This is a genomic window from Chitinophaga sp. ARDCPP14 (assembly GCF_051362515.1).
Lineage (GTDB): Bacteria > Bacteroidota > Bacteroidia > Chitinophagales > Chitinophagaceae > Chitinophaga.
Genome location: NZ_JBKIXB010000002.1, coordinates 284700 through 304025, shown reverse-complemented (window position 1 = coordinate 304025; position 19326 = coordinate 284700). Strand labels below are relative to the sequence as shown.

Sequence of the window (19326 nt, the reverse complement as noted above, 5' to 3'; positions counted from 1 at the left end):
CGGGCATGTTGCACCGATTGTTAACGAACGAAAAGTTATCAAACGATATAAACAAGAGTCCCGCACTAGAGAAAAGTGTGGGACTTTTTGCTTTTGAAGCAGTAATGAAATGACGACATTGAAAGAATTTCAAGCGATAACTGTAATGCAAGAAAAATGCGCCTCATGGCGTAAACGGAATGGCTTTGCCTTAAAAAAGCCATACGGACAAGGTATGCGATAATGTGAGATAACCCCTCTACATTATTTATCCCGGTCCGTAAATACGGCCGGGTTTTTTTGTGGCCAAATCCGGCATAAAAATGGCAAACAAAATATTTATTCAAAGATGTTATGCGCTAACCCGTTTGATTAGCAAAGAAGTAAAGTGCATAATCCCAAAAACGTTAGATGATGAGAAACGTTATTCAAGTTGTAAGAGAGGCCTTACTCACCAATTTCAGGGAGTTGGATCAGTGGTTTGAAAAAGAACCGGCATTACTGGATTTCAAACCAGACCGTGATCAATGGAGCATACGGGAAGTACTGGAGCATATTACGCTCACCAATTACTTTTTGCTGCTGATCATCAATAAGAGTACCCGCCGGGCGCTGGAACGTAAGAAAACCGGCCACTCCGTGATACTCCCGGCAGATTATGCCAATAAATTAGAACAAATAGATGTCATCGGCAGCAAATCCTTTGGTTGGGTAAGACCCGAACATATGGAACCTACCGGACTTAAAAATATGCAGGAAGTAAAAGCCCTCCTGAAGCAACAGTATGCACAGTGCATGTACAACCTGTCTTTACTGAAAAACGGTGAAGGAGTGCTGGTGTTCACTAACATGTCTGTAAATCAGCTGGGCAAGCTGGACATCTATCAGTATATCTATTTCCTCACCAAGCATATCGAACGGCATATCCGTCAGATGCAGCGCCTTCAGAAGGAATTCGAAGAAAGCGCGGTGTTAATATAACTTAGGTCGACCACCACCATCTGTTTTTGTTAATCCTGATCATAACTACAGCCGGAAGTTTATCACTTCCGGCTTTTTATTGCGCTTATATTTTGTGACCTGCTGCAGATCATTGACACTGCTTCAGATTTCGAAAATCAAAAAAAACATAAATAAAATAGTTGAAAATATTTTGTTAAAAATTTGCAAATTCAAAATATATCCTGTTATCTTTGCATCGTTAAAATTGATAATAAACAAATTGATAAACATGAAACGCATTAATCTATATATGGACAACGCAACACCTTGCTCAGAGCAAGATGGCAGCGGATTCCGGGCGTTTTATGATTACAGGTAGATAAAAAATATTTGTAAGTATAACAGCAGCCCGGGTCCTTGGATCCGGGCTTTTTTGTTATCGATTTATTGGAATGATGAATTTACCGGGAATGACAGAACGGATTCAAATCCGCCGCAGTAAATGGTTTAGAGATAGCATTAATTCAATTAATGCTAAACGGACGAGGTATGTCTTGACGTAGTGTATACGTTAACGTTATATGACCCGGTCCGTTTTAAACAGACCGGGTTTTTTTATGCGGCAGTATAAAGATTATTTGAGGAGGTACATAAAAAACAGGCAGGCGGAGTAATCCTGCTCCGCTTTCATCTCCTTTTTAAGATATTTTTTTTCGTCTCTGTTTGCATTTTTAACCCCTTATCATCAGGTTATCAGAAGGATAACCTGTAATTTACCCCATGATAAATACGATTTACCCGGGCCCGGCCTGGTCCCGGGAAATCTTTATCATCAGGACAACATCACATTAAAGAGAACAAGCAGCTATGAAGCAGATAGTTAATAATAACATAGATATCACAGATGGTGAACATTTTGATCCGAAAGGAGTGTATACCGTTCATTTTAGTGCTATCCCCGATATCAATAACATTTACGAAGTAGATGGTGATAAAGCCGCCGCAGCCTTTGCCAAGAAATATGAAAGTATTATTGTTCATACGCACCGCTATACCGATTATGACAACAAGAAGAAAAAGTATAAGCATAATCAAACGCTGTTTGTGTTAAGTAATAACAGCGTGGTAGCGTTCTGGCAATCGTGGTGCGAGATATTGCATAATGGTACTATTCCTGCCTTTGTATCAGAAGTAACGGAAACGGTTACACGATATAAAGAAAAGCAACGCAGGGAACCGCATGAAATTAACCTGATCACCAGCGGACGTAAAGGACTGGAACTGAAAAGCCTGGAAATAAAACGTACCAAGCTGGATATAGGTATGTTTTATGAAGATGATTTTAAAGAGATAGACAAGGTAATCCAGCAGCGGCTGAAGAAGGATAAAGACAAGGGGATCGTATTGCTGCATGGCTTGCCGGGAACAGGTAAAACTACTTATCTGCGTTACCTGATTGGCCGGATAAAGAAGCGGGTGCTTTTTGTTTCGCCGGACCTGGCAAACAACATTATGAATCCTGAGTTCATGGAACTGCTGATCGATAATCCTAATTGTGTAGTGATCATTGAAGATGCTGAAAATGTAATTATGGATCGTAAGTTTTCCGGTAACTCATCTGTTTCAAATTTGTTGAACCTGTCGGATGGATTATTGGCAGATTGTTTGAATATACAGCTGGTTTGTTCTTTCAACAGCGACTTATCCGCTATCGACAATGCGTTGCTGCGTAAAGGCAGGCTGATTGCAAAGTACGAGTTCAAACGGCTGCCGGTGGCTAAGGCACAGGCATTATCAAAGCACATGGGTTTTGATACGGTGATCAATAAGGCGATGACTATTGCAGAAATTGCCAATCAGCATGAACCCTCTTTTGAAACAAAACAACATGTGATCGGGTTCAGGCGGGAAATGCTGGAAGAGATCGCGTAAATAGTATTTATTCATCTTGAAAAATTAATAAAAATGAAAAAAAATCAATTGTCCATATATATCAGCGGAGTAAACAATATTGAACATTTAATGACTGATGATGGACAATCAGGAAATCGAAAATTATATGGCAGCCTCACGGATAAGAACGTGCAGGCGCAGAAAGCGCGATGCGCTTAAACAATACGACAAACAGTTATTGCAATACAGCAGAAGGCGGAAGGAATTGCGGCAGGCATGGAATCAACGTGGTTATACGGAGCTGGATCCGCCGGTAATGAAAGGTTACAAACGGTACTTTGTTTTACGGGAAGATGTGATGAGGAGCCGCGATGGTGAGTTTTTCCAGGAGCTGTTGAAAAAGATCAATACGTATGATTATAGCCACCGGAAAGATTTTAAAGTAAAGAAGCGACAGAGAGGAAGGAAGATACATGTGCTGAGGGAGCAGCATTTACTGCAACCGGTGGATTATCATTTTAAGAAGATGAAACTCTCCCCAAAAGAGATCAACTGTTTTGAAGAACGGGTCCGTTATTGTAAGAACGGTATTGATCAGATAAAGTATTTTGTTGTAAAAGAACCCTGGCGATTTGTGTTGCAGGTACGCCCCAATATGATCACCAAACAGCGGGTAGCAGCGCCCGAACTGCAATCAGAGATGGACCGGTTGGATGACTTTCTGAAGCAGCATCAATTGGAACACAGGATATGGAGCCTTACGAGGAGCCAGCAATCCAGCCGGAGAAAATGGTTACCGGAGTATAAGAAGAAATATCAATTTAAGCAATTTACCCTGCAGCAACTGTTGCAGGAAGAATGGTACGAATAAATTAACCCTTTATGTCAAGTTTAAAAATCAACGGTAGAAAATTACTGGAGATAGGTTATCCCCAAAGTCCTGTTTTCCGTATAGCCATGAATGTTATAGAACAACATTATGGACACTTAACGGAAGAAGCAGCAATTGAATTATTGACCAAAGTACTGGCGGATCCTGCTGTCTATGCAGATGATGCGATACTGGGTGAAATAGCCCGTGAACTGTTGACGCCAGCAGCGCCGGCAGTGATTGCCTTGCGTGAAACGCCGGTACCTTATTCCGTTTATGGGGAGTCCTATATAGAGGAGGGCGCGGTGAAGCAATTAAATAACGCGGTTCGTTTGCCCGTTGCCGTTGCCGGTTCGTTGATGCCTGATGCCCACCAGGGATACGGGTTACCGATAGGTGGTGTGTTGGCGGCGGATAATGCAGTGATACCGTATGGAGTGGGCGTGGATATTGGTTGCCGTATGTGTTTGAGTGTATTGGATTTGCCGGTGCAAACGTTGTTAATGAATGAAACATCGTATGCTAAGCAGCTGATGACTTTCACAAAATTCGGAGCCGGTGCAGAGTGGAAAAAGCGGGAGGCGGACCCGGTGCTGGAGAGAAGTGAATTTAAGGAGATAAAGTTTGTAAGAAACCTGTTTGATAAAGCGGCAGGGCAGCTTGGAACCTCCGGATCCGGTAACCATTTCGTGGAATGGGGAATTGCCACAATTACGGATCCGGAGAATGAATGGCAGCTGGCGCCTGGTGAGTATGTGGCATTGCTGTCGCACTCCGGTTCACGTGGAATGGGTGCGCAGATAGCGGGGCACTATACACAGCTTGCGAAAGAGATTTGCCCGTTGCCCGAACATGCAAAGCACCTGGCTTACCTGAACCTGGATACAGCGGAAGGGCAGGAGTATTGGCTGGCGATGAACCTGGCGGGTGACTATGCGTCTGCCTGTCACCACCTGATTCATAAGCGGTTGATTGCCGCTACGGGCGCCACTTTGCTGGCGAGGGTGGAGAATCATCATAATTTTGCCTGGAAAGAAATATACCGGGGAAAAGAGGTGATTGTGCACCGGAAAGGGGCTACGCCGGCAGGTAAAGGAGTACTGGGTGTAATCCCGGGATCCATGACAGCGCCCGGATTTATTGTGCGTGGAAAGGGTGAAGAGGAAAGTTTACAATCTGCGTCGCATGGCGCCGGAAGACTCATGTCGCGTACACGGGCAAAGTCATCTATCACTGAACAGGTGTTAAGGCAACAATTGCAGGAACATGGTGTAACACTGATTGGAGGTGGTTTGGATGAGGCGCCGGGTGCGTATAAGAATATTGATACGGTGATGGCGGCGCAAACAGCGCTGGTGGAAGTAATTGGCCGGTTTGTACCGAAGGTGGTAAGAATGGCTGATGGCGGACCTCCGGAGGACTGATAAAAATATGCAATGAAGCGAAGGCGGATAACGGCGAAAGTTGTTTCCGCCTTTCGTTTTTATTAGTCTATTAAAATAGTAGGATAATTAAATTTTATTCCTTATCATTGTGGTAATTTACCACCACCAGTTTTACCAGTTAAACCTATGCATGGGCTGGCACCGTGTATTAGCCTATGTCTTACTATTTGGATTTCCGGATTTAAAATTATATCAAGTGCATTTAAACTACCTGGCATTGGCAGTTCCTTTTTTCCTGACTTTTATTGGGTTAGAATACCTGGTGGCGCGAAAAAACGGAAAGACTTATTTCAAGTTTAATGATTCTATTACCAACCTGAGTGTGGGTATTGCGGAGCGCTTACTGGATACTTTTACAGTAGGGCTTTTTTATTTTGTATACGACTACTTGTATCGTCATTTTGCCATTTTTGATATCAAATCCAGTGTGTTGTTATGGGTGGCGTTGTTGATCTGTACAGATTTTATCTGGTACTGGTATCACCGGTTGGCGCATGAAGTTACCGTGTTCTGGTGCGCGCATGTGGTGCATCACCAGAGTGAAGAGTTTAATTATACGGTATCTGCGCGGATTACGGTGTTCCAGGCTTTCATACGTACGGGTTTCTGGGCTATACTTCCTGTAATCGGTTTTCCTCCGGCTATGATTACCAGTATGCTCCTGGTGCATGGACTGTATCCATTTTTTATTCACACGCGTACCATTGGGAAGTTGGGGATACTGGAATATATATTGGTAACGCCTTCGCATCACCGGGTGCATCACGCAAGTAACCCCCAGTATCTTGATAAAAATTATGGTGATGTATTTATAATATGGGATAAGTTATTTGGCACTTTTGTAAAAGAAGAAGAGGAGCCGGTGTATGGTTTAACCAAGCCACTGGAAAGCAATAGTTTTTTGTGGCAGCATTTCCATTTTATCCTGGAGATGTTGTATTCTGCCCGGCAGGCAAAAGGCTGGCGGAATAAGCTGCGCGTGATTTTTGGTAAACCGGACAATGTAGATCCGGGGGCGCGGAAGATCCTGGAGGAAAAGTTCCTGCTGCGTAATCCCCATATCACGGAGGCGCCTAAACTGTTTAATTATGTTTTGTGGCAAATTGTGGCCACATTGGTTGTATTGTTTTCCTTTCTGTTGCTGGAGCACTATGTGCCGGTATTTATACAGGTATGTGTAGCGCTGCTCATCCTGCTTACGCTGATTAACTGCGGCGCTATTATGGAGCAGAAGAAATGGGTGTTTTACCTGGAGTATGCGCGTTACCTGGTATTGTGCCTGGCAGGTTATTATTGCTGGCCTCATCCTGCATTTCTCTGTGCAGCTGCTATTATTATGATTACTGCTTTTTATTTCCAGTCGCACCTCAAGGAGCATTACCTGCGCCTGGTGTACGGTTATCCCCGTTCATAGCAATGCTTATCCGGCGTTTTGGCCGGACGGATGCGTGTGGGATTTTCGGTAAGGGTAAGGGATTATTGTCTTGGAACCTGTGATTTGAGAATTTTGCGGGCGAAATGTATTCTGCTTTTAATGGTGCCCAATGGTTCTTGCAGCATATTTGCAATCTCGAAATATTTGTAACCCTCGTAGTAAAGCATAAAGGGTTTTTTGAAGATGCCCGGCAGATGGTAAACTGCCACATGGATATCTTTCATTTGTAAGTTAGAGGCCGCTTTATTGCTGACGATGTTCTCATGATGGTTTATAAAGAATTCACTGGCACTTGGTTCTGCGACGGTGCGATGTTTTAATTTTTTCCGGTAATGATTTATAAAGATATTCCGCATGATGGTAAATAGCCAGGCGCGGATGTTTGTGCCTTCCAGGTATTTTTCCCGGTTGGACAGGGCTCTGAAAAGCGTTTCCTGGTAAAGATCTTTTGCCTGTTCGGCATCTTTGGTGAGGGTAAAAGCAAAGGGTTTCAGGAAATCAGCGTTTCCGACAAGCAAGGTGTTAAATTCAACAGACGACATAATGTTTAAGTTTTGCCTTAACTAATTTAAACAAGAAAACAGGGTAAATAGTTTTCAAAGGATACCGCGGGGCGGTTAATACATGATTTTTCCGTTATATTTTATTGATTATCAAGTAATTTGTCTTATGCCTAATATTTAGATCGGTAAAACAGGTGGTAGTTTAAGTAGTGATCCAAATTTTCTCAAACAGGTAAATACAGGTGACTCTCTATATGCATTAACGTAAAAGAGTGAGAAAAGGATTTGAGTTATTGTATTAATAATATTCACATATTATAAATAACTTAAAATTAATGGATAGGTGATATTTGGATGCATATTTGCAGCGGGGTGTGCCCAACACCCGGGAAGATGTTTAAACGTATATCAGACAGCACATAAGGTTTTCAGGTTAAAAGTGTTAGGAACTAACATTTATATGTTATTTTTAATAGATTTGCACCTTATTTGGCCGGCGCCGGATAAGATTGTTTCCAAAAAAGGTATTCGAGAAAGTTTTAGATCCTATTATACATGTTAAGAAAAATACTGTTGGTCCAACTGTTCCTGTTTGTAGGGTTTTGTGTAATGGCACAGGTACCGTCCCCAGCTCAGATAAAACAAGTAAACGTAGATAATTTATCAGATGATCAGATCAGGCGTATCGTTGCTGAGATGAAACAGAATAATATGTCTATGGATGATATTGACTCGTACGCGGAGCAGAAAGGGGTGCCTCCGGCCGAGGCGGCGAAATTGAAAACGAGGATACAGGCAATGGGACTGGATAAATCACTGGAAAAAAAGAAAAGCGGTGAGATTTTTCAGCAGGACACGCAATATTCAGGAAGGTCATTCAATGATTCGGATACCACTCAGGTTGATTTATTCAGGCAAAATGCGAGTCCGTCGGAAATTAAACGAAAGAAGATATTTGGCGCTGAATTGTTTACAAATAAGAATCTGACTTTTGAACCTAACCTGAGAATACCAACTCCCTCTAATTACAGACTAGCTGCAGATGATCAGGTAATGATAGATGTGTATGGCTACTCTGAGGTGCAGTATAAATTGACAGTCACTTCGGAGGGGTATATCCGTGTTCCTAATCTGGGACCGGTATATGTGAATGGCCTGACAATGGATGAGGCTAAGAACAGAATAACAAAGCAGTTGTCTACAATATACTCTACTATTTCCAGTGGTAAAACCTTTGTACAGGTATCACTGGGTAACATTCGTAGTATAAGGGTATTGCTTATTGGAGAGATTCAACGGCCGGGAACATATACGTTGCCATCATTGGCTACTGTAGCGAATGCATTGTATGTATCCGGAGGGCCCGATGATAATGGTTCTTTTCGAAGTATTCAGGTGATCCGTAATGGTCATGTAGCTGCAACATTTGATTTGTATGATTTTCTTACGCAGGGTGATCTCACCAATAACATTGTGTTACAGGATCAGGATATTGTGAAAGTGAATCCGTATAAGACCCGTGTTGAATTAGTCGGGGAAGTTAAGCGGCCCGCAATTTTTGAGGCAAAGGAAAATGAGACATTGCAGAATATACTGGATTATGCAGGCGGATATACGGATGGTTCGTTTAAGGAGAACATAACAGGGTATCGCATTAATAATAAGGAAAGAGAGGTCATCAATGTCCCCGCTGATCAGATTGCCACGTTTAAGCTCAAGTCGGGAGATCAGTTTTTTGTAGATTCTATTTTGAACCGGTTTAGTAACCGCGTGACTATCAGCGGTGCTGTTTTTCATCCGGGAAATTATGGTTTGGAGCCAGGAATGACGGTGGCCGATTTGATTAAAAAAGCAGATGGCATAAGAGAAGAGGCTTCTTTGAACAGAGGCATTATACGGCGTTTGCAGGATGACTTTACGCCAGCTATCATTAGCTTTAATGTACAGGATATTGTCAGTGGTAAATCCAGCATTCCTATTAAGAAAGAAGACAGTGTAATTGTATTCTCTAAGCTAGATCTGAGACAGCAATATTTTGTATCAATAGGAGGTGAGGTTAACAAACCAGGGGCGTTTCCTTATGCTGATAGTATGCGGTTGGAAGATCTGATTTTGTTATCCGGGGGGCTCAGGGATGCAGCATCATTGAAACGTGTAGAAATATCAAGGAGAATCAGGAAGGGCGATTACAATGGCAAGGACAGTGCAAAGGCTATCATTAAACAATTTGATATCAACGCAGATTTGAATGCTATTGCGGGTGAACAAGTATTACTGGAGCCGTTTGACGAGGTTAGTATTCGTAAATCTCCGGTTTACAGTGAGCAGGCTAATATTTTAATTGATGGAGAAGTAGTTTATCCAGGACAATATTCCATTGTTAATAAAGGAGAACATATTTCTAATCTTATTGAGAGATCTGGAGGCCTTAAGCCGGAAGCTTTTCCTGAAGGAGCGGTATTGTTGCGTAAAACCTACATAAATGGTTCAGATTCGGCTCTGCTTACGAACAAGCTCGCTTTATTCTACAATAAGCTGGAAGACAGCTCAAGTATTAATAGCGTTAAGAGTATGATGGAGCGGAAGTATCAACTATTAGGGATTAATCTGGCAGATATCATAAAGAAGCCGGGATCGAAATATGATATTCTGTTAGAAGAGGGGGATGTATTAAAAATTCCTAAAAAATTACAAACTGTTCAATTATTTGGAGAGATTTATTTTCCGAAGAAAATTCGTTTCGATAAAGCTTATGCATTTAGGGATTATATAAGAGGAGCAGGTGGGTATACATCGGCGGCTTTGAAAAGAAGAAGTTACGTTGTATACGCAAATGGGGAAGTAAAAAGTACCAGGAAGATATTCTTCTTTAATAAGTATCCCAAAGTAAAGCCAGGTGCAGAAGTATATGTTCCGAGCAAGAGAGAGAGGAAAGGTTTATCAGGACAGGAAGTAGTTGGACTAAGTAGTGGTATTGCGTCCATTGCATTAATAATTGTTACAATCCTGACAAGAGTTAAATAAACACCGTATAAAAAACAGGAATTGCAATTAAATATAACCAAATGGAGATTTCTAATATAAATACGAATGTTAGTGATAAAAATAATGATGAAATTTCTGTCAGAGAACTTGTTATAAAATTGGGCATTTGGTGGAAATACTTCCTTAAGAACTGGTATATTATTTTGCTGTTTGGTATTTTAGGTGGAGCTACGGGATTAATATTATCGTTTATTTTAAAAACCAAATACGTCGCTGAACTTACCTTCGTTGTGGAGGACAATAGCGGCAGTCCGTTAGGGGCTTATGCCGGACTTGCCAGCCAGTTTGGAATTGACCTTGGTGGTTCGGGGAGTAATGGTGTTTTTCAGGGTGATAATATCATGACTTTTCTTAAGTCAAGGTTAATGATTGAAAAGGCTTTGCTTTCTACTGTGATGATAAATGGTAAAAAGCAAACGCTCGCTGAGAGATATATAGATTTTAATGAGCTTCGTTTAGGGTGGGCCGCCAAACCTTCGTTGAAAGGCATTTCTTTCCCACCGGGTGGCGATAGAAGACGATTTTCCCTGCTTCAGGACAGTATTCTGCAAACATTGCAGGAGTCAATTGGAAAGTCGGTATTGAAAGTAGAAAAGGTTGACAAGAAACTTAACTTTATTGTAGTCAGGAGTACAACCAGAGATGAGCTTTTCGCGAAAGCATTCACGGAGCGTTTAATGACTGAGGCAACCAATTTTTATATTGACACCAGGACACAGCGGTCCAAAACGAATGTTGACCGTTTACAGGCAGAAGCGGATTCGTTGGAAAAAATGTTGAATCGGAAAACGTATTCCGTAGCACTTGCCCAGGATATTAATATGAATCCGGCCCGTCAGGTAGCGAGTATAAATACACAACTGGCGAGTAGAGATAAAATGGTACTTGAAACAATGTATGGTGAAGTTGTCAAAAATCTTGAGTTAGGTAAAATTGCTATGGCGCAGGAAACTCCGATCATCCAGGTTATTGATACGCCCATTCTGCCGTTGAAAAAAGAAAAACTGGGAAAAACGAAGGGTGTGATTATTGGAGGTTTGATGGGTGGTTTCTTCATTGTTATTTTTCTTACGCTGAGGAAGGTACTCAAAGATATACTGGCATAATTATACTATTCAGAGTGGATTGAAATCAGGAAATAATTTAGAATAATCATGGAACTAAAGAATAAAAGGGTTTTAATAACAGGTGCAGATGGCTTTATAGGAAGTCATTTGACAGAACGTTTACTAGAAGAGGGTTGTAAAGTGAAGGCTTTTGTATATTATAACTCTTTTAATAGTTGGGGTTGGCTCGATACATTATCGCAGGATCAGCTGTCCCAACTCGAAATATTTTCAGGAGATATCCGGGATCCTAACGGTGTAAGAACCGCCATGAAAGACATTGATGTGGTGTTTCACCTGGCGGCATTAATTGCAATTCCCTTTAGTTATCATTCTCCTGACTCTTATATTGACACGAACATCAAAGGAACATTAAATATTATACAGGCGGCTAAAGATCTCAATATAGAGAGGGTACTTGTCACCTCTACCTCGGAGGTATATGGTACTGCCCAATATATTCCTATTGATGAAAAGCATCCGAGGCAGCCGCAATCACCGTATTCCGCCTCAAAGATTGGTGCTGACTGTATTGCAGAATCGTTTTACAGGAGCTTTAATTTACCGGTAACAATTGTAAGACCCTTCAATACTTTTGGGCCGCGGCAATCGGCGAGAGCAGTAATACCGACTATTATTTCACAATTACTGAATGGTAAAACTGAAATAAGTCTGGGAGACCTTACGCCTACCAGGGATCTTTTATACGTGAAAGATACCGCAAATGGATTTATTGAGATTGCTAAAGCGGATTCCCTGATCGGACAGGATTGTAATATTGCAACTCAATCTGAAGTGAGCATCGGTGATCTTGCTGCCAATCTGGTGAAACTCCTGAATCCAGCTGCAAGAATCGTTCAGGATGAAAACAGATTGAGACCTGAAAAAAGTGAAGTGTTTCGCTTGTATGGATCCAGAGAGAAGATTAGTCAGCATACAGCCTGGAAGCAAAAGTATACACTGGAAGAAGGGCTAAAAGAAACGATCGAATGGTTTTCTATCCCTGGTAACCTCAGTAGCTATAAGGCAAACATATACAACATTTAAAGAATGGTTATGGATTTTGAGCCCATTATAAATTTCATCAGGACAGTTTTTAACCAGCAAGATACTTTTATACCATTACATGCTCCCCGTTTTACAGGTAACGAGAAAAAGTATGTTTTAGATACAATAGATTCCACTTTTGTTTCCTCTGTAGGTGCTTATGTTACGCAGTTTGAGAAGATGATGACTGAGATTACAGGCGCAAAATATGCTGTTGCTACCGTAAATGGCACAACAGCCCTGCATCTGGCACTTTTGCTGGCTGGTGTGAAAAATGGAGATGAGGTGATTACGCAGCCGCTTACATTTGTAGCTACGGCCAATGCCATTGTTCACGCAGGTGGAATACCTGTATTTGTAGATGTGGACAGGGATACAATGGGGATGTCGCCAATAAGCCTGGAACAGTTTTTACACGATCACACTTATATTGATAGTAGCGGAAATTGCATCAATAAAGTATCCGGGAAGCGGATCGCAGCGTGCGTGCCGATGCACACTTTTGGGTTTCCATTGAGGATCCAGGATATTTCAAATATTTGCAGGAAATACAATATTGCTTTGGTTGAAGATGCTGCGGAGTCACTCGGTAGCTATTACAATGGCAAGCATACAGGTACAATCGGAAAAATAGGCACCTTCAGTTTTAATGGCAATAAAACCGTAACCTGTGGTGCGGGAGGAGCAATTGTTACTGATGATGAATCCATAGCATTGCATGCGAAGCATTTATCCACAACAGCAAAGCAGCCCCATGCCTGGGAGTTTGTACACGATGAGGTAGGCTATAACTACCGAATGTCGAATCTTAATGCAGCTTTGGCTTGTGCACAGCTGGAACAACTGGAAATGATGTTGCAGAACAAACGGGAACTCGCTGATTTATATGCTGAATTCTTTACGGGAACGGACATAAAGTTTGTAAGGGAAATTGAGAACACAAAGGCTAATTACTGGTTAAATGCAATCATTTTGCCGGATCATACGGCCCAGCATTTGTTTCTTAAAGAAACGAACGAGCAGAAGGTAATGACAAGGCCAATCTGGAGATTGATGAATAAATTGCAGATGTATGCTGCATGCCAATCTACAGATCTCACAAATGCTTTATGGCTGGAGGAAAGAGTCGTTAATCTGCCAAGCAGTGTTAGATAATTATATTAAATACTAATAAATGGGAATACAAGAGTTTATTACAAAATTTGAGCAGCAGCTTGAAGATGTTGAGCCAGGCACAATCACAGCCGCCACTAACTATCGTGAATTAGAGGAGTGGGATTCAATGACCAGTCTCGTTATAATTGCTATGGTCGACAGGGAATATAATAAACAGATCTCGGGAAATGATATTATGAATGCTGCTACTGTTGAGGAGTTGTATAATATCATTGCGAAATAGAAGATAGTTTTCAACTATATAGTAATTGCATAATAATAGTTTGATTGATGCCAGAATCCCCGTTTAATCTTCAAGAGAAAACAATACTTATTACCGGAGCATCGTCCGGTATCGGTAAGCAAATTGCGATCTCGATTGCGTCGATGGGCGCGAAAGTTATTTTAGTGGCAAGAAACGCTGAGAAACTAACGAACGTTAAGGAGCTGCTTGATGGGGCCGGCCATATTGTGTTATCATTAGATATTACAGATGAAATTGCAATTGCTGCGGCTGTTGATAAGATACCTCCTCTAGATGGAATTGTTCATGCAGCTGGTATATTGAAGCTTGCTCCAATAAAAATACTGGACTTCAATCAGTTAAAGCAGATTACTGAAACCAATTACCTGGCTCCTGTTAATCTTACACGCCTTTTGTTGAATAAAAAAAAGATTCAATCAGCCGCCTCGGTGGTTTTTCTGACTTCTGTGAATGGAGTCTATACTGCAGTTAAAGGTTTTGGAGCCTATGCCGGTTCAAAAAGTGCACTTAACAGCATAAGTAAAGTAATGGCGCTGGAATACGCCTCCCGGAAGATCAGGTTTAATACCATCGCTCCTGGCATGATAAAAACAGAGATGTATCATGAGATGATAAAACAAGTGTCTGACGAGAGCGTGAAAGAAGATAAATTGAAGTATCCTTTAGGCGATTATGGTGAGCCGGAAGATGTTGCGAATGCAGCTATCTTTCTGCTTTCAGCTGCCAGTAAATGGATTACCGGAACAACTTTGGTTGTGGATGGAGGTTTAACAATTATATGAGGTTAAAGATGATAACACTTGATGCAATTTCATATTATTTACCGGAGGAAACATTGACCAATGATGACCTTCATGAATTATTTCCTGATTGGTCAGTAAATAAAATAGCTGCCAAAACCGGTGTGATAGAGCGCCGGATTGCAGCAAAAGATGAGTTTGCTTCGTCGATGGCTATCAAGGCAGCAAGCAAGTTGTTTGAGGAACATAAAATAACTCCTTCGGAGATACAATTTATTTTACTGTGCACGCAGAGCCCGGATTATTTTTTACCTACAACGGCTTGTATTGTGCAGCACGCTTTAGGTATTCCAACCACGGCAGGTGCCCTCGATTTTAATCTTGGTTGTTCCGGCTACGTATATGGCTTGAGCCTCGCTAAAGGATTAATTTGTTCCGGAGACGTGGAGAACGTTTTATTGATAACTTCAGAAACATACAGTAAGCATATTCATGATCACGATAAAAGCGTAAGAACTATTTTTGGAGATGCTGCCAGTGCAACTTTCATTAAAAGAAACGGTCACGGGGCAGACATACGGGCTATTACTTTTGGTACTGACGGTAGCGGTGCGGAAAACCTCATAGTGAAAGGAGGAGGTATGCGCCATCCCCGTGTTTCAGATTCTGAAGGTACCATTCCCAGTCCTAATGGCTTATCTGGTACCACCTTATTCATGAATGGCGCCGAGATATTTTCGTTTACCCTCAGATCTGTGCCGGTGATGGTGAAACAGATATTACAAAAGAATAGTCTGGAACAAGAGGATATTGATCTGTTTGTTTTTCACCAGGCCAACAAGTATATGCTTGATCATTTACGACTTAAACTTGGAATCCCGGAAGAGAAGTTTTTTGTTAGCATGGCCAATTGTGGAAATACGGTCTCATCTACCATTCCCATAGCCCTTAAACAGGCGGAGGAGCAGAAGAAGATTAAATCAGGTATGAAGGTATTGGTGGCTGGTTTCGGTGTGGGATATTCCTGGGGCGCAGGAATTATACAGTATTAACAGCTTAAATAGTCCTTTGTCGGAAAAAATAATGATATGGGGAAACCACTGATTTTAATAGGAGGAGGAGGACATGCAAAATCATGTATCGATGTAATTGAGGAATCAGGGAACTTTACAATTGAAGGAATTATTGATGTTCCGGATAAATTGGATTCGCAGGTATTGGGTTACAGGGTTATTGGGAATGACAATGATATTGCCGGACTGATAAAGCAGGGCTACTGGTTTCTCATAACCATTGGCCAGATTAAATCAGCACTGCCACGAACAAAGACGTGGCAATTATTGTCATCAAATAATGCAAATATAGCCACTGTGATTTCTCCATTGTCGCATGTTTCAAAATATGCTATTGTAAACAAAGGCAGTATCATCATGCATGGAGCTTATATCAATGCGGGAGCAGTAATCGGATGCAATGCTATCATCAATACAAGGGCTGTGATTGAGCATGACTCCACCATCGGTGATCATTGTCATATTTCTACCGGTGTATTGGTGAATGGGAATTGTAAAATCGGCGAAGAAGTATTTGTGGGAAGTGGTGCAACAATTAACCATGGTGTAAGTATTGTCAATGATGTCAGGATAGGTTCCGGCTCATTAGTCCATAAAAATATTAAAGAACCGGGCACTTACATAGGTGTTCCATTTACAAGAATTGCATGAGCATGAATAGTACGATTATAATTGCAGAAGCAGGTGTTAATCACAATGGCAGCATTGAACTGGCAAAGGCGCTCATCGATGCGGCTTCCGATGCAGGAGTTGATTACGTGAAGTTTCAAACATTTAAAGCGGAAAATATAGCCAGTAAGCATGCACGTAAAGCGGATTACCAACTGAGAAATACCGGAATACAGGCCGAAGATCAGGTGAGTATGTTAAAGAAGCTTGAACTGACACCCGAAGCCCATGACGAGCTTATTTTATACTGCAACGAAAAGAATATCAGTTTCCTTTCTACCCCATTTGATCTCGAAAGCATTGATTTACTCAAGTCAATGGGAATTAAGTTAGGAAAGATCCCATCAGGAGAAATTACCAATTTGCCATATCTGAGAAAAATGGCGCAAAGTTTTAAGGAGCTTATTCTCTCTACGGGTATGGCCACGATAGAGGAAGTAGCAGCGGCATTGGATGTTATATTTGCCGAAGGTAAAACCGCGAAAGAAGTTACTGTACTGCATTGTACCAGCGAATATCCGGCACCGGTTGAAGATATCAATCTTAAAGCTATGCTTCAAATGAAAGAGAAATTTGATATTGCTGTTGGATATTCTGATCATACCCTGGGAATAGAAGTACCTGTTGCTGCTGTTGCATTAGGTGCCACTCTTGTGGAAAAACACTTCACGTTGGATAAGACTATGGAGGGACCAGATCATGCAGCCTCGCTCGATCCTACTGAGTTGAAGCAGATGGTAGCTGCCATCCGGAATATTGAAAAAGCACTTGGTACAGGAAATAAGGCTCCTACTGCTATCGAAGAGAAGAACAAATTGGTGGCAAGAAAAAGTATTGTGGCCGCTGCTGATATAAAGAAAGGGGAACTGTTTTCCGAAAAAAACCTCACTGTTAAACGACCGGGGAATGGTATCAGCCCCATGGAATGGGATCATGTTATTGGCAAAATAGCCGTGAAGGATTTTGAAGCAGATGAACTGATCACACTTTAAATAAGATAACTATGGAAATCCGTGATTATACAGGTGGAGATGAGAATGAGATAATAAAACTGTTCGAACTGGTTTTTGGGAAACCAATGCCTATAGCATACTGGCGCTGGCGGTTTAAAGATAATCCATGTAATAAGTACGCAATAAAATTGATGTGGAATGAACAGAAACTGATTGGTCATTATGCTGTTTCCCCCGTGTTATTGGATGTCGCAGGAAAACAACAGCTAACAGGTCTTTCCATGACCACCATGACACATCCGGAGTACACAGGATTAGGAATATTCCAGCAATTATCTGAGGCACTATACAAGGATATGATGCAGATTCACGGGATGACGGCAGTATGGGGATTTCCTAACAATAATTCCCATAGAGGATTTATTAAAAATCTGGACTGGAAAGATATAACAACCATACCAATGATGTCTTGCGATGTAGCCGTTATAACAGCTAAAAAGTCGGCATCGCTTAGTATCGTTACTAAGTTTACAACTCAGCATGAAGATTTGCACACAGGAATATTTAATAACTACAGTGTAAAAGTGAAGAGAAGCACGGAATATTTGAACTGGAGATATATTAATAATCCCTCCAATAAATATGTGATTCTGGAAAACACTTCCGGGGATGAAGGATTTGTAGTGCTAAAAGAATTCCAGCTTTCCGGTAAGAAAAAGCAATTAGATATTGTCGAATGGTGCTTCGCAGATAATGAGAGAATTACGAAAGTAGTACTTCAGCATCTTGCAGCATTATTTCCTGCGGAAGAGTATGAAAAATTTAATATTTGGATACCGCTGAAAGATGGCAGGCATTTATCTTTTGAGAAGCTAGGATTTAGCAACGGTCTGCCGGTAACTTATTTCGGAATCCGGAGCTTTGCTTCCCAGACGGTGGAATCCGCAGATAATTGGTGGTTCCAGCTTGGAGATTCAGATGTTTATTAATAACCCCCACTGCAAATGATTCAAAAACGTAAAATATTATTTGTCACAGGCGCAAGATCGGAGTATGATATTATGCAGCCGGTACTTGAACAGTTAAATAACTGTAATGATATTGAACTGAAGTTAATAGTAACGGGAGCTCATCTTTCCGAGACATTTGGCAAAACAGTTAAGAATATAGAAAACGATGGATATGAAATTGCTGACAGGATCTATAATCTAGTTAGTAGTGAAGATAAAGTAGGAAGAGTGGTAGGAATAGGTACCCAGATTACGGGCCTGGCTCATGCTTTTGCACGGGAGCAACCGGACATTATTGTGGTGGTTGGTGACCGTGAGGAGGCTATTACCGTGTCTATGACAGCTGCGTATTTAAGTATTCCGGTAGCTCACCTGGCTGGTGGCGATATTGCTAATGATGGCAATATCGATAACGCTGTCCGATATGCAACTTCCAAGTTTGCGCACATCCATTTTACTTTTCTTGAACAGCATGCCCAGGTATTAAGATTGCTGGGAGAAGATGACTTCAGGATTTTTAATACAGGGAATCCTGCATTGGATAAATTTGTTCATTGCCCGGTGATTCCAAAAAATGAAATTGCGCCGCTAAAGGTATTGAAAACAGGCGACGAGCCATATTTGGTTTTAATACAGCACCCAATTATAACCGAAGCCACTGATGCGGGTAAGCAGATAGTGGAAACATTGGAGGCAGTCGTTGATCTGGGCATAAAGTGTTTTATTAATTATCCCAATTCTGATGCAGGGAACTTCGCCATCATAGAGATGATAGGTAAATATGCCGGTGAGTATCCTGAAATTTTTCACCTGTTTAAAAATCTGGACCGGGTCAATTATATTAACTTACTCAGAAATGCCGCTGTGCTGATTGGAAATTCAAGTTCCGGTATATTGGAAGCGCCTTCCATTGGCCTGCCGGTTGTAAATATTGGTAGCCGTCAACGCGAACGGTTTAGTGCCGGAAATGTAATTTATGTTGACTATAACAGAGTGGAAATTGCAACAGCCATCCGGGAATCGATTTATAACCCTGTTTACCGTGCTGCCGTAAAAGGCATAGTGAATCCTTACGGAGATGGCAATAGTGCAAAGAAAATAAGTGATGTGCTGAGAAGTATTTCTATAAATGATAAGTTGATATATAAAAATATCACTTATAAGGTTTAGTGATTTTATCTGATATAGCCAATTG

Annotated in this window: 17 protein-coding genes; 16 read left to right on the top strand and 1 reads right to left on the bottom strand. The window is 41.3% G+C overall.

The features are described from left to right. The first annotated feature begins 393 nt into the window (after window positions 1–393). The 5 genes from ACLHR0_RS05830 to ACLHR0_RS05810 all read left to right on the top strand — a co-directional run bounded on the left by ACLHR0_RS05830 (window position 394) and on the right by ACLHR0_RS05810 (window position 6544). Window positions 394–960, top strand: coding sequence for a DinB family protein (locus tag ACLHR0_RS05830; protein WP_200817306.1), 567 nt, complete (start codon window positions 394–396; stop codon window positions 958–960). Between the two features lie 828 nt (window positions 961–1788). Beyond that, a complete protein-coding gene (locus ACLHR0_RS05825; RefSeq protein WP_370908574.1) occupies window positions 1789–2853 on the top strand; it encodes an AAA family ATPase in 1065 nt (354 codons plus the stop codon). Window positions 2854–2980: 127 nt separating this feature from the next. After that, window positions 2981–3685: a hypothetical protein gene (locus ACLHR0_RS05820; RefSeq protein ID WP_436485318.1), complete on the top strand. Its 705-nt coding sequence runs from the start codon at window positions 2981–2983 to the stop codon at window positions 3683–3685. Between the two features lie 11 nt (window positions 3686–3696). Then, window positions 3697–5109, top strand: a complete 1413-nt coding sequence (locus tag ACLHR0_RS05815) for an RtcB family protein (RefSeq protein WP_436485316.1) — start codon at window positions 3697–3699, stop codon at window positions 5107–5109. 217 nt (window positions 5110–5326) lie between these two features. Then, window positions 5327–6544: a sterol desaturase family protein gene (locus ACLHR0_RS05810; protein ID WP_436485314.1), complete on the top strand. Its 1218-nt coding sequence runs from the start codon at window positions 5327–5329 to the stop codon at window positions 6542–6544. Between the two features lie 62 nt (window positions 6545–6606). On the opposite strand, the gene ACLHR0_RS05805 is transcribed toward ACLHR0_RS05810, so the two are convergent. Beyond that, window positions 6607–7107 (bottom strand): RNA polymerase sigma factor, encoded by a 501-nt coding sequence (locus ACLHR0_RS05805; protein ID WP_370908570.1) that lies wholly within the window; start codon window positions 7105–7107, stop codon window positions 6607–6609. A gap of 516 nt (window positions 7108–7623) precedes the next feature. On the opposite strand from ACLHR0_RS05805, the gene ACLHR0_RS05800 reads away from it, so the two are divergent. From ACLHR0_RS05800 to neuC, 11 genes are read left to right on the top strand one after another with little or no spacing between them, the layout of a single operon-like run. Next, window positions 7624–10092 carry an SLBB domain-containing protein gene (locus ACLHR0_RS05800; RefSeq protein WP_436485312.1) on the top strand — a complete coding sequence of 823 codons (2469 nt, stop codon included), beginning with the start codon at window positions 7624–7626 and terminating at the stop codon, window positions 10090–10092. Between the two features lie 41 nt (window positions 10093–10133). Then, window positions 10134–11219 (top strand): lipopolysaccharide biosynthesis protein, encoded by a 1086-nt coding sequence (locus tag ACLHR0_RS05795; RefSeq protein ID WP_370908568.1) that lies wholly within the window; start codon window positions 10134–10136, stop codon window positions 11217–11219. Window positions 11220–11267: 48 nt separating this feature from the next. After that, window positions 11268–12266 (top strand): NAD-dependent 4,6-dehydratase LegB, encoded by a 999-nt coding sequence (locus ACLHR0_RS05790; protein WP_429042536.1) that lies wholly within the window; start codon window positions 11268–11270, stop codon window positions 12264–12266. A gap of 9 nt (window positions 12267–12275) precedes the next feature. Further along, window positions 12276–13421, top strand: a complete 1146-nt coding sequence (locus tag ACLHR0_RS05785) for a LegC family aminotransferase (RefSeq protein WP_429042534.1) — start codon at window positions 12276–12278, stop codon at window positions 13419–13421. 19 nt (window positions 13422–13440) lie between these two features. Then, entirely contained in the window at window positions 13441–13665 is a 225-nt protein-coding gene (locus tag ACLHR0_RS05780) for an acyl carrier protein (RefSeq protein ID WP_370908565.1), read from the top strand. 47 nt (window positions 13666–13712) lie between these two features. After that, complete coding sequence (locus ACLHR0_RS05775; protein WP_436485308.1) at window positions 13713–14468, top strand: SDR family NAD(P)-dependent oxidoreductase; 756 nt, start codon at window positions 13713–13715, stop codon at window positions 14466–14468. Between the two features lie 8 nt (window positions 14469–14476). Beyond that, window positions 14477–15478 (top strand): 3-oxoacyl-ACP synthase III family protein, encoded by a 1002-nt coding sequence (locus ACLHR0_RS05770; RefSeq protein ID WP_436485306.1) that lies wholly within the window; start codon window positions 14477–14479, stop codon window positions 15476–15478. 36 nt (window positions 15479–15514) lie between these two features. Continuing rightward, entirely contained in the window at window positions 15515–16150 is a 636-nt protein-coding gene (locus ACLHR0_RS05765) for an acetyltransferase (RefSeq protein WP_436485304.1), read from the top strand. Further along, complete coding sequence (neuB, locus tag ACLHR0_RS05760; RefSeq protein WP_436485302.1) at window positions 16147–17160, top strand: N-acetylneuraminate synthase; 1014 nt, start codon at window positions 16147–16149, stop codon at window positions 17158–17160. Before ACLHR0_RS05765 ends, neuB begins: the two co-directional genes overlap by 4 nt. Window positions 17161–17171: 11 nt before the next feature. Next, the gene (locus tag ACLHR0_RS05755) at window positions 17172–18110 is read left to right on the top strand and encodes a GNAT family N-acetyltransferase (protein ID WP_429062501.1); all 939 of its coding nucleotides are present in this window, start codon (window positions 17172–17174) and stop codon (window positions 18108–18110) included. A 15-nt stretch (window positions 18111–18125) separates the two neighbouring features. Continuing rightward, complete coding sequence (gene neuC, locus ACLHR0_RS05750) at window positions 18126–19301, top strand: UDP-N-acetylglucosamine 2-epimerase (protein ID WP_436485299.1); 1176 nt, start codon at window positions 18126–18128, stop codon at window positions 19299–19301. Window positions 19302–19326: the final 25 nt, after the last annotated feature.

Bases quoted from the DNA above. Each gene is read 5' to 3' on its own strand.
- ACLHR0_RS05815 (WP_436485316.1), top strand. From the start codon at position 3,697: ATGTCAAGTTTAAAAATCAACGGTAGAAAATTACTGGAGATAGGTTAT.
- ACLHR0_RS05795 (WP_370908568.1), top strand. From the start codon at position 10,134: ATGGAGATTTCTAATATAAATACGAATGTTAGTGATAAAAATAATGAT.
- ACLHR0_RS05805 (WP_370908570.1), bottom strand. From the start codon at position 7,107: ATGTCGTCTGTTGAATTTAACACCTTGCTTGTCGGAAACGCTGATTTC.
- ACLHR0_RS05820 (WP_436485318.1), top strand. From the start codon at position 2,981: ATGGCAGCCTCACGGATAAGAACGTGCAGGCGCAGAAAGCGCGATGCG.
- ACLHR0_RS05830 (WP_200817306.1), top strand. From the start codon at position 394: ATGAGAAACGTTATTCAAGTTGTAAGAGAGGCCTTACTCACCAATTTC.
- ACLHR0_RS05790 (WP_429042536.1), top strand. From the start codon at position 11,268: ATGGAACTAAAGAATAAAAGGGTTTTAATAACAGGTGCAGATGGCTTT.
- ACLHR0_RS05770 (WP_436485306.1), top strand. From the start codon at position 14,477: ATGATAACACTTGATGCAATTTCATATTATTTACCGGAGGAAACATTG.
- ACLHR0_RS05775 (WP_436485308.1), top strand. From the start codon at position 13,713: ATGCCAGAATCCCCGTTTAATCTTCAAGAGAAAACAATACTTATTACC.
- ACLHR0_RS05800 (WP_436485312.1), top strand. From the start codon at position 7,624: ATGTTAAGAAAAATACTGTTGGTCCAACTGTTCCTGTTTGTAGGGTTT.
- neuC (WP_436485299.1), top strand. From the start codon at position 18,126: ATGATTCAAAAACGTAAAATATTATTTGTCACAGGCGCAAGATCGGAG.
- neuB (WP_436485302.1), top strand. From the start codon at position 16,147: ATGAGCATGAATAGTACGATTATAATTGCAGAAGCAGGTGTTAATCAC.
- ACLHR0_RS05765 (WP_436485304.1), top strand. From the start codon at position 15,515: ATGGGGAAACCACTGATTTTAATAGGAGGAGGAGGACATGCAAAATCA.
- ACLHR0_RS05780 (WP_370908565.1), top strand. From the start codon at position 13,441: ATGGGAATACAAGAGTTTATTACAAAATTTGAGCAGCAGCTTGAAGAT.
- ACLHR0_RS05785 (WP_429042534.1), top strand. From the start codon at position 12,276: ATGGATTTTGAGCCCATTATAAATTTCATCAGGACAGTTTTTAACCAG.
- ACLHR0_RS05825 (WP_370908574.1), top strand. From the start codon at position 1,789: ATGAAGCAGATAGTTAATAATAACATAGATATCACAGATGGTGAACAT.
- ACLHR0_RS05755 (WP_429062501.1), top strand. From the start codon at position 17,172: ATGGAAATCCGTGATTATACAGGTGGAGATGAGAATGAGATAATAAAA.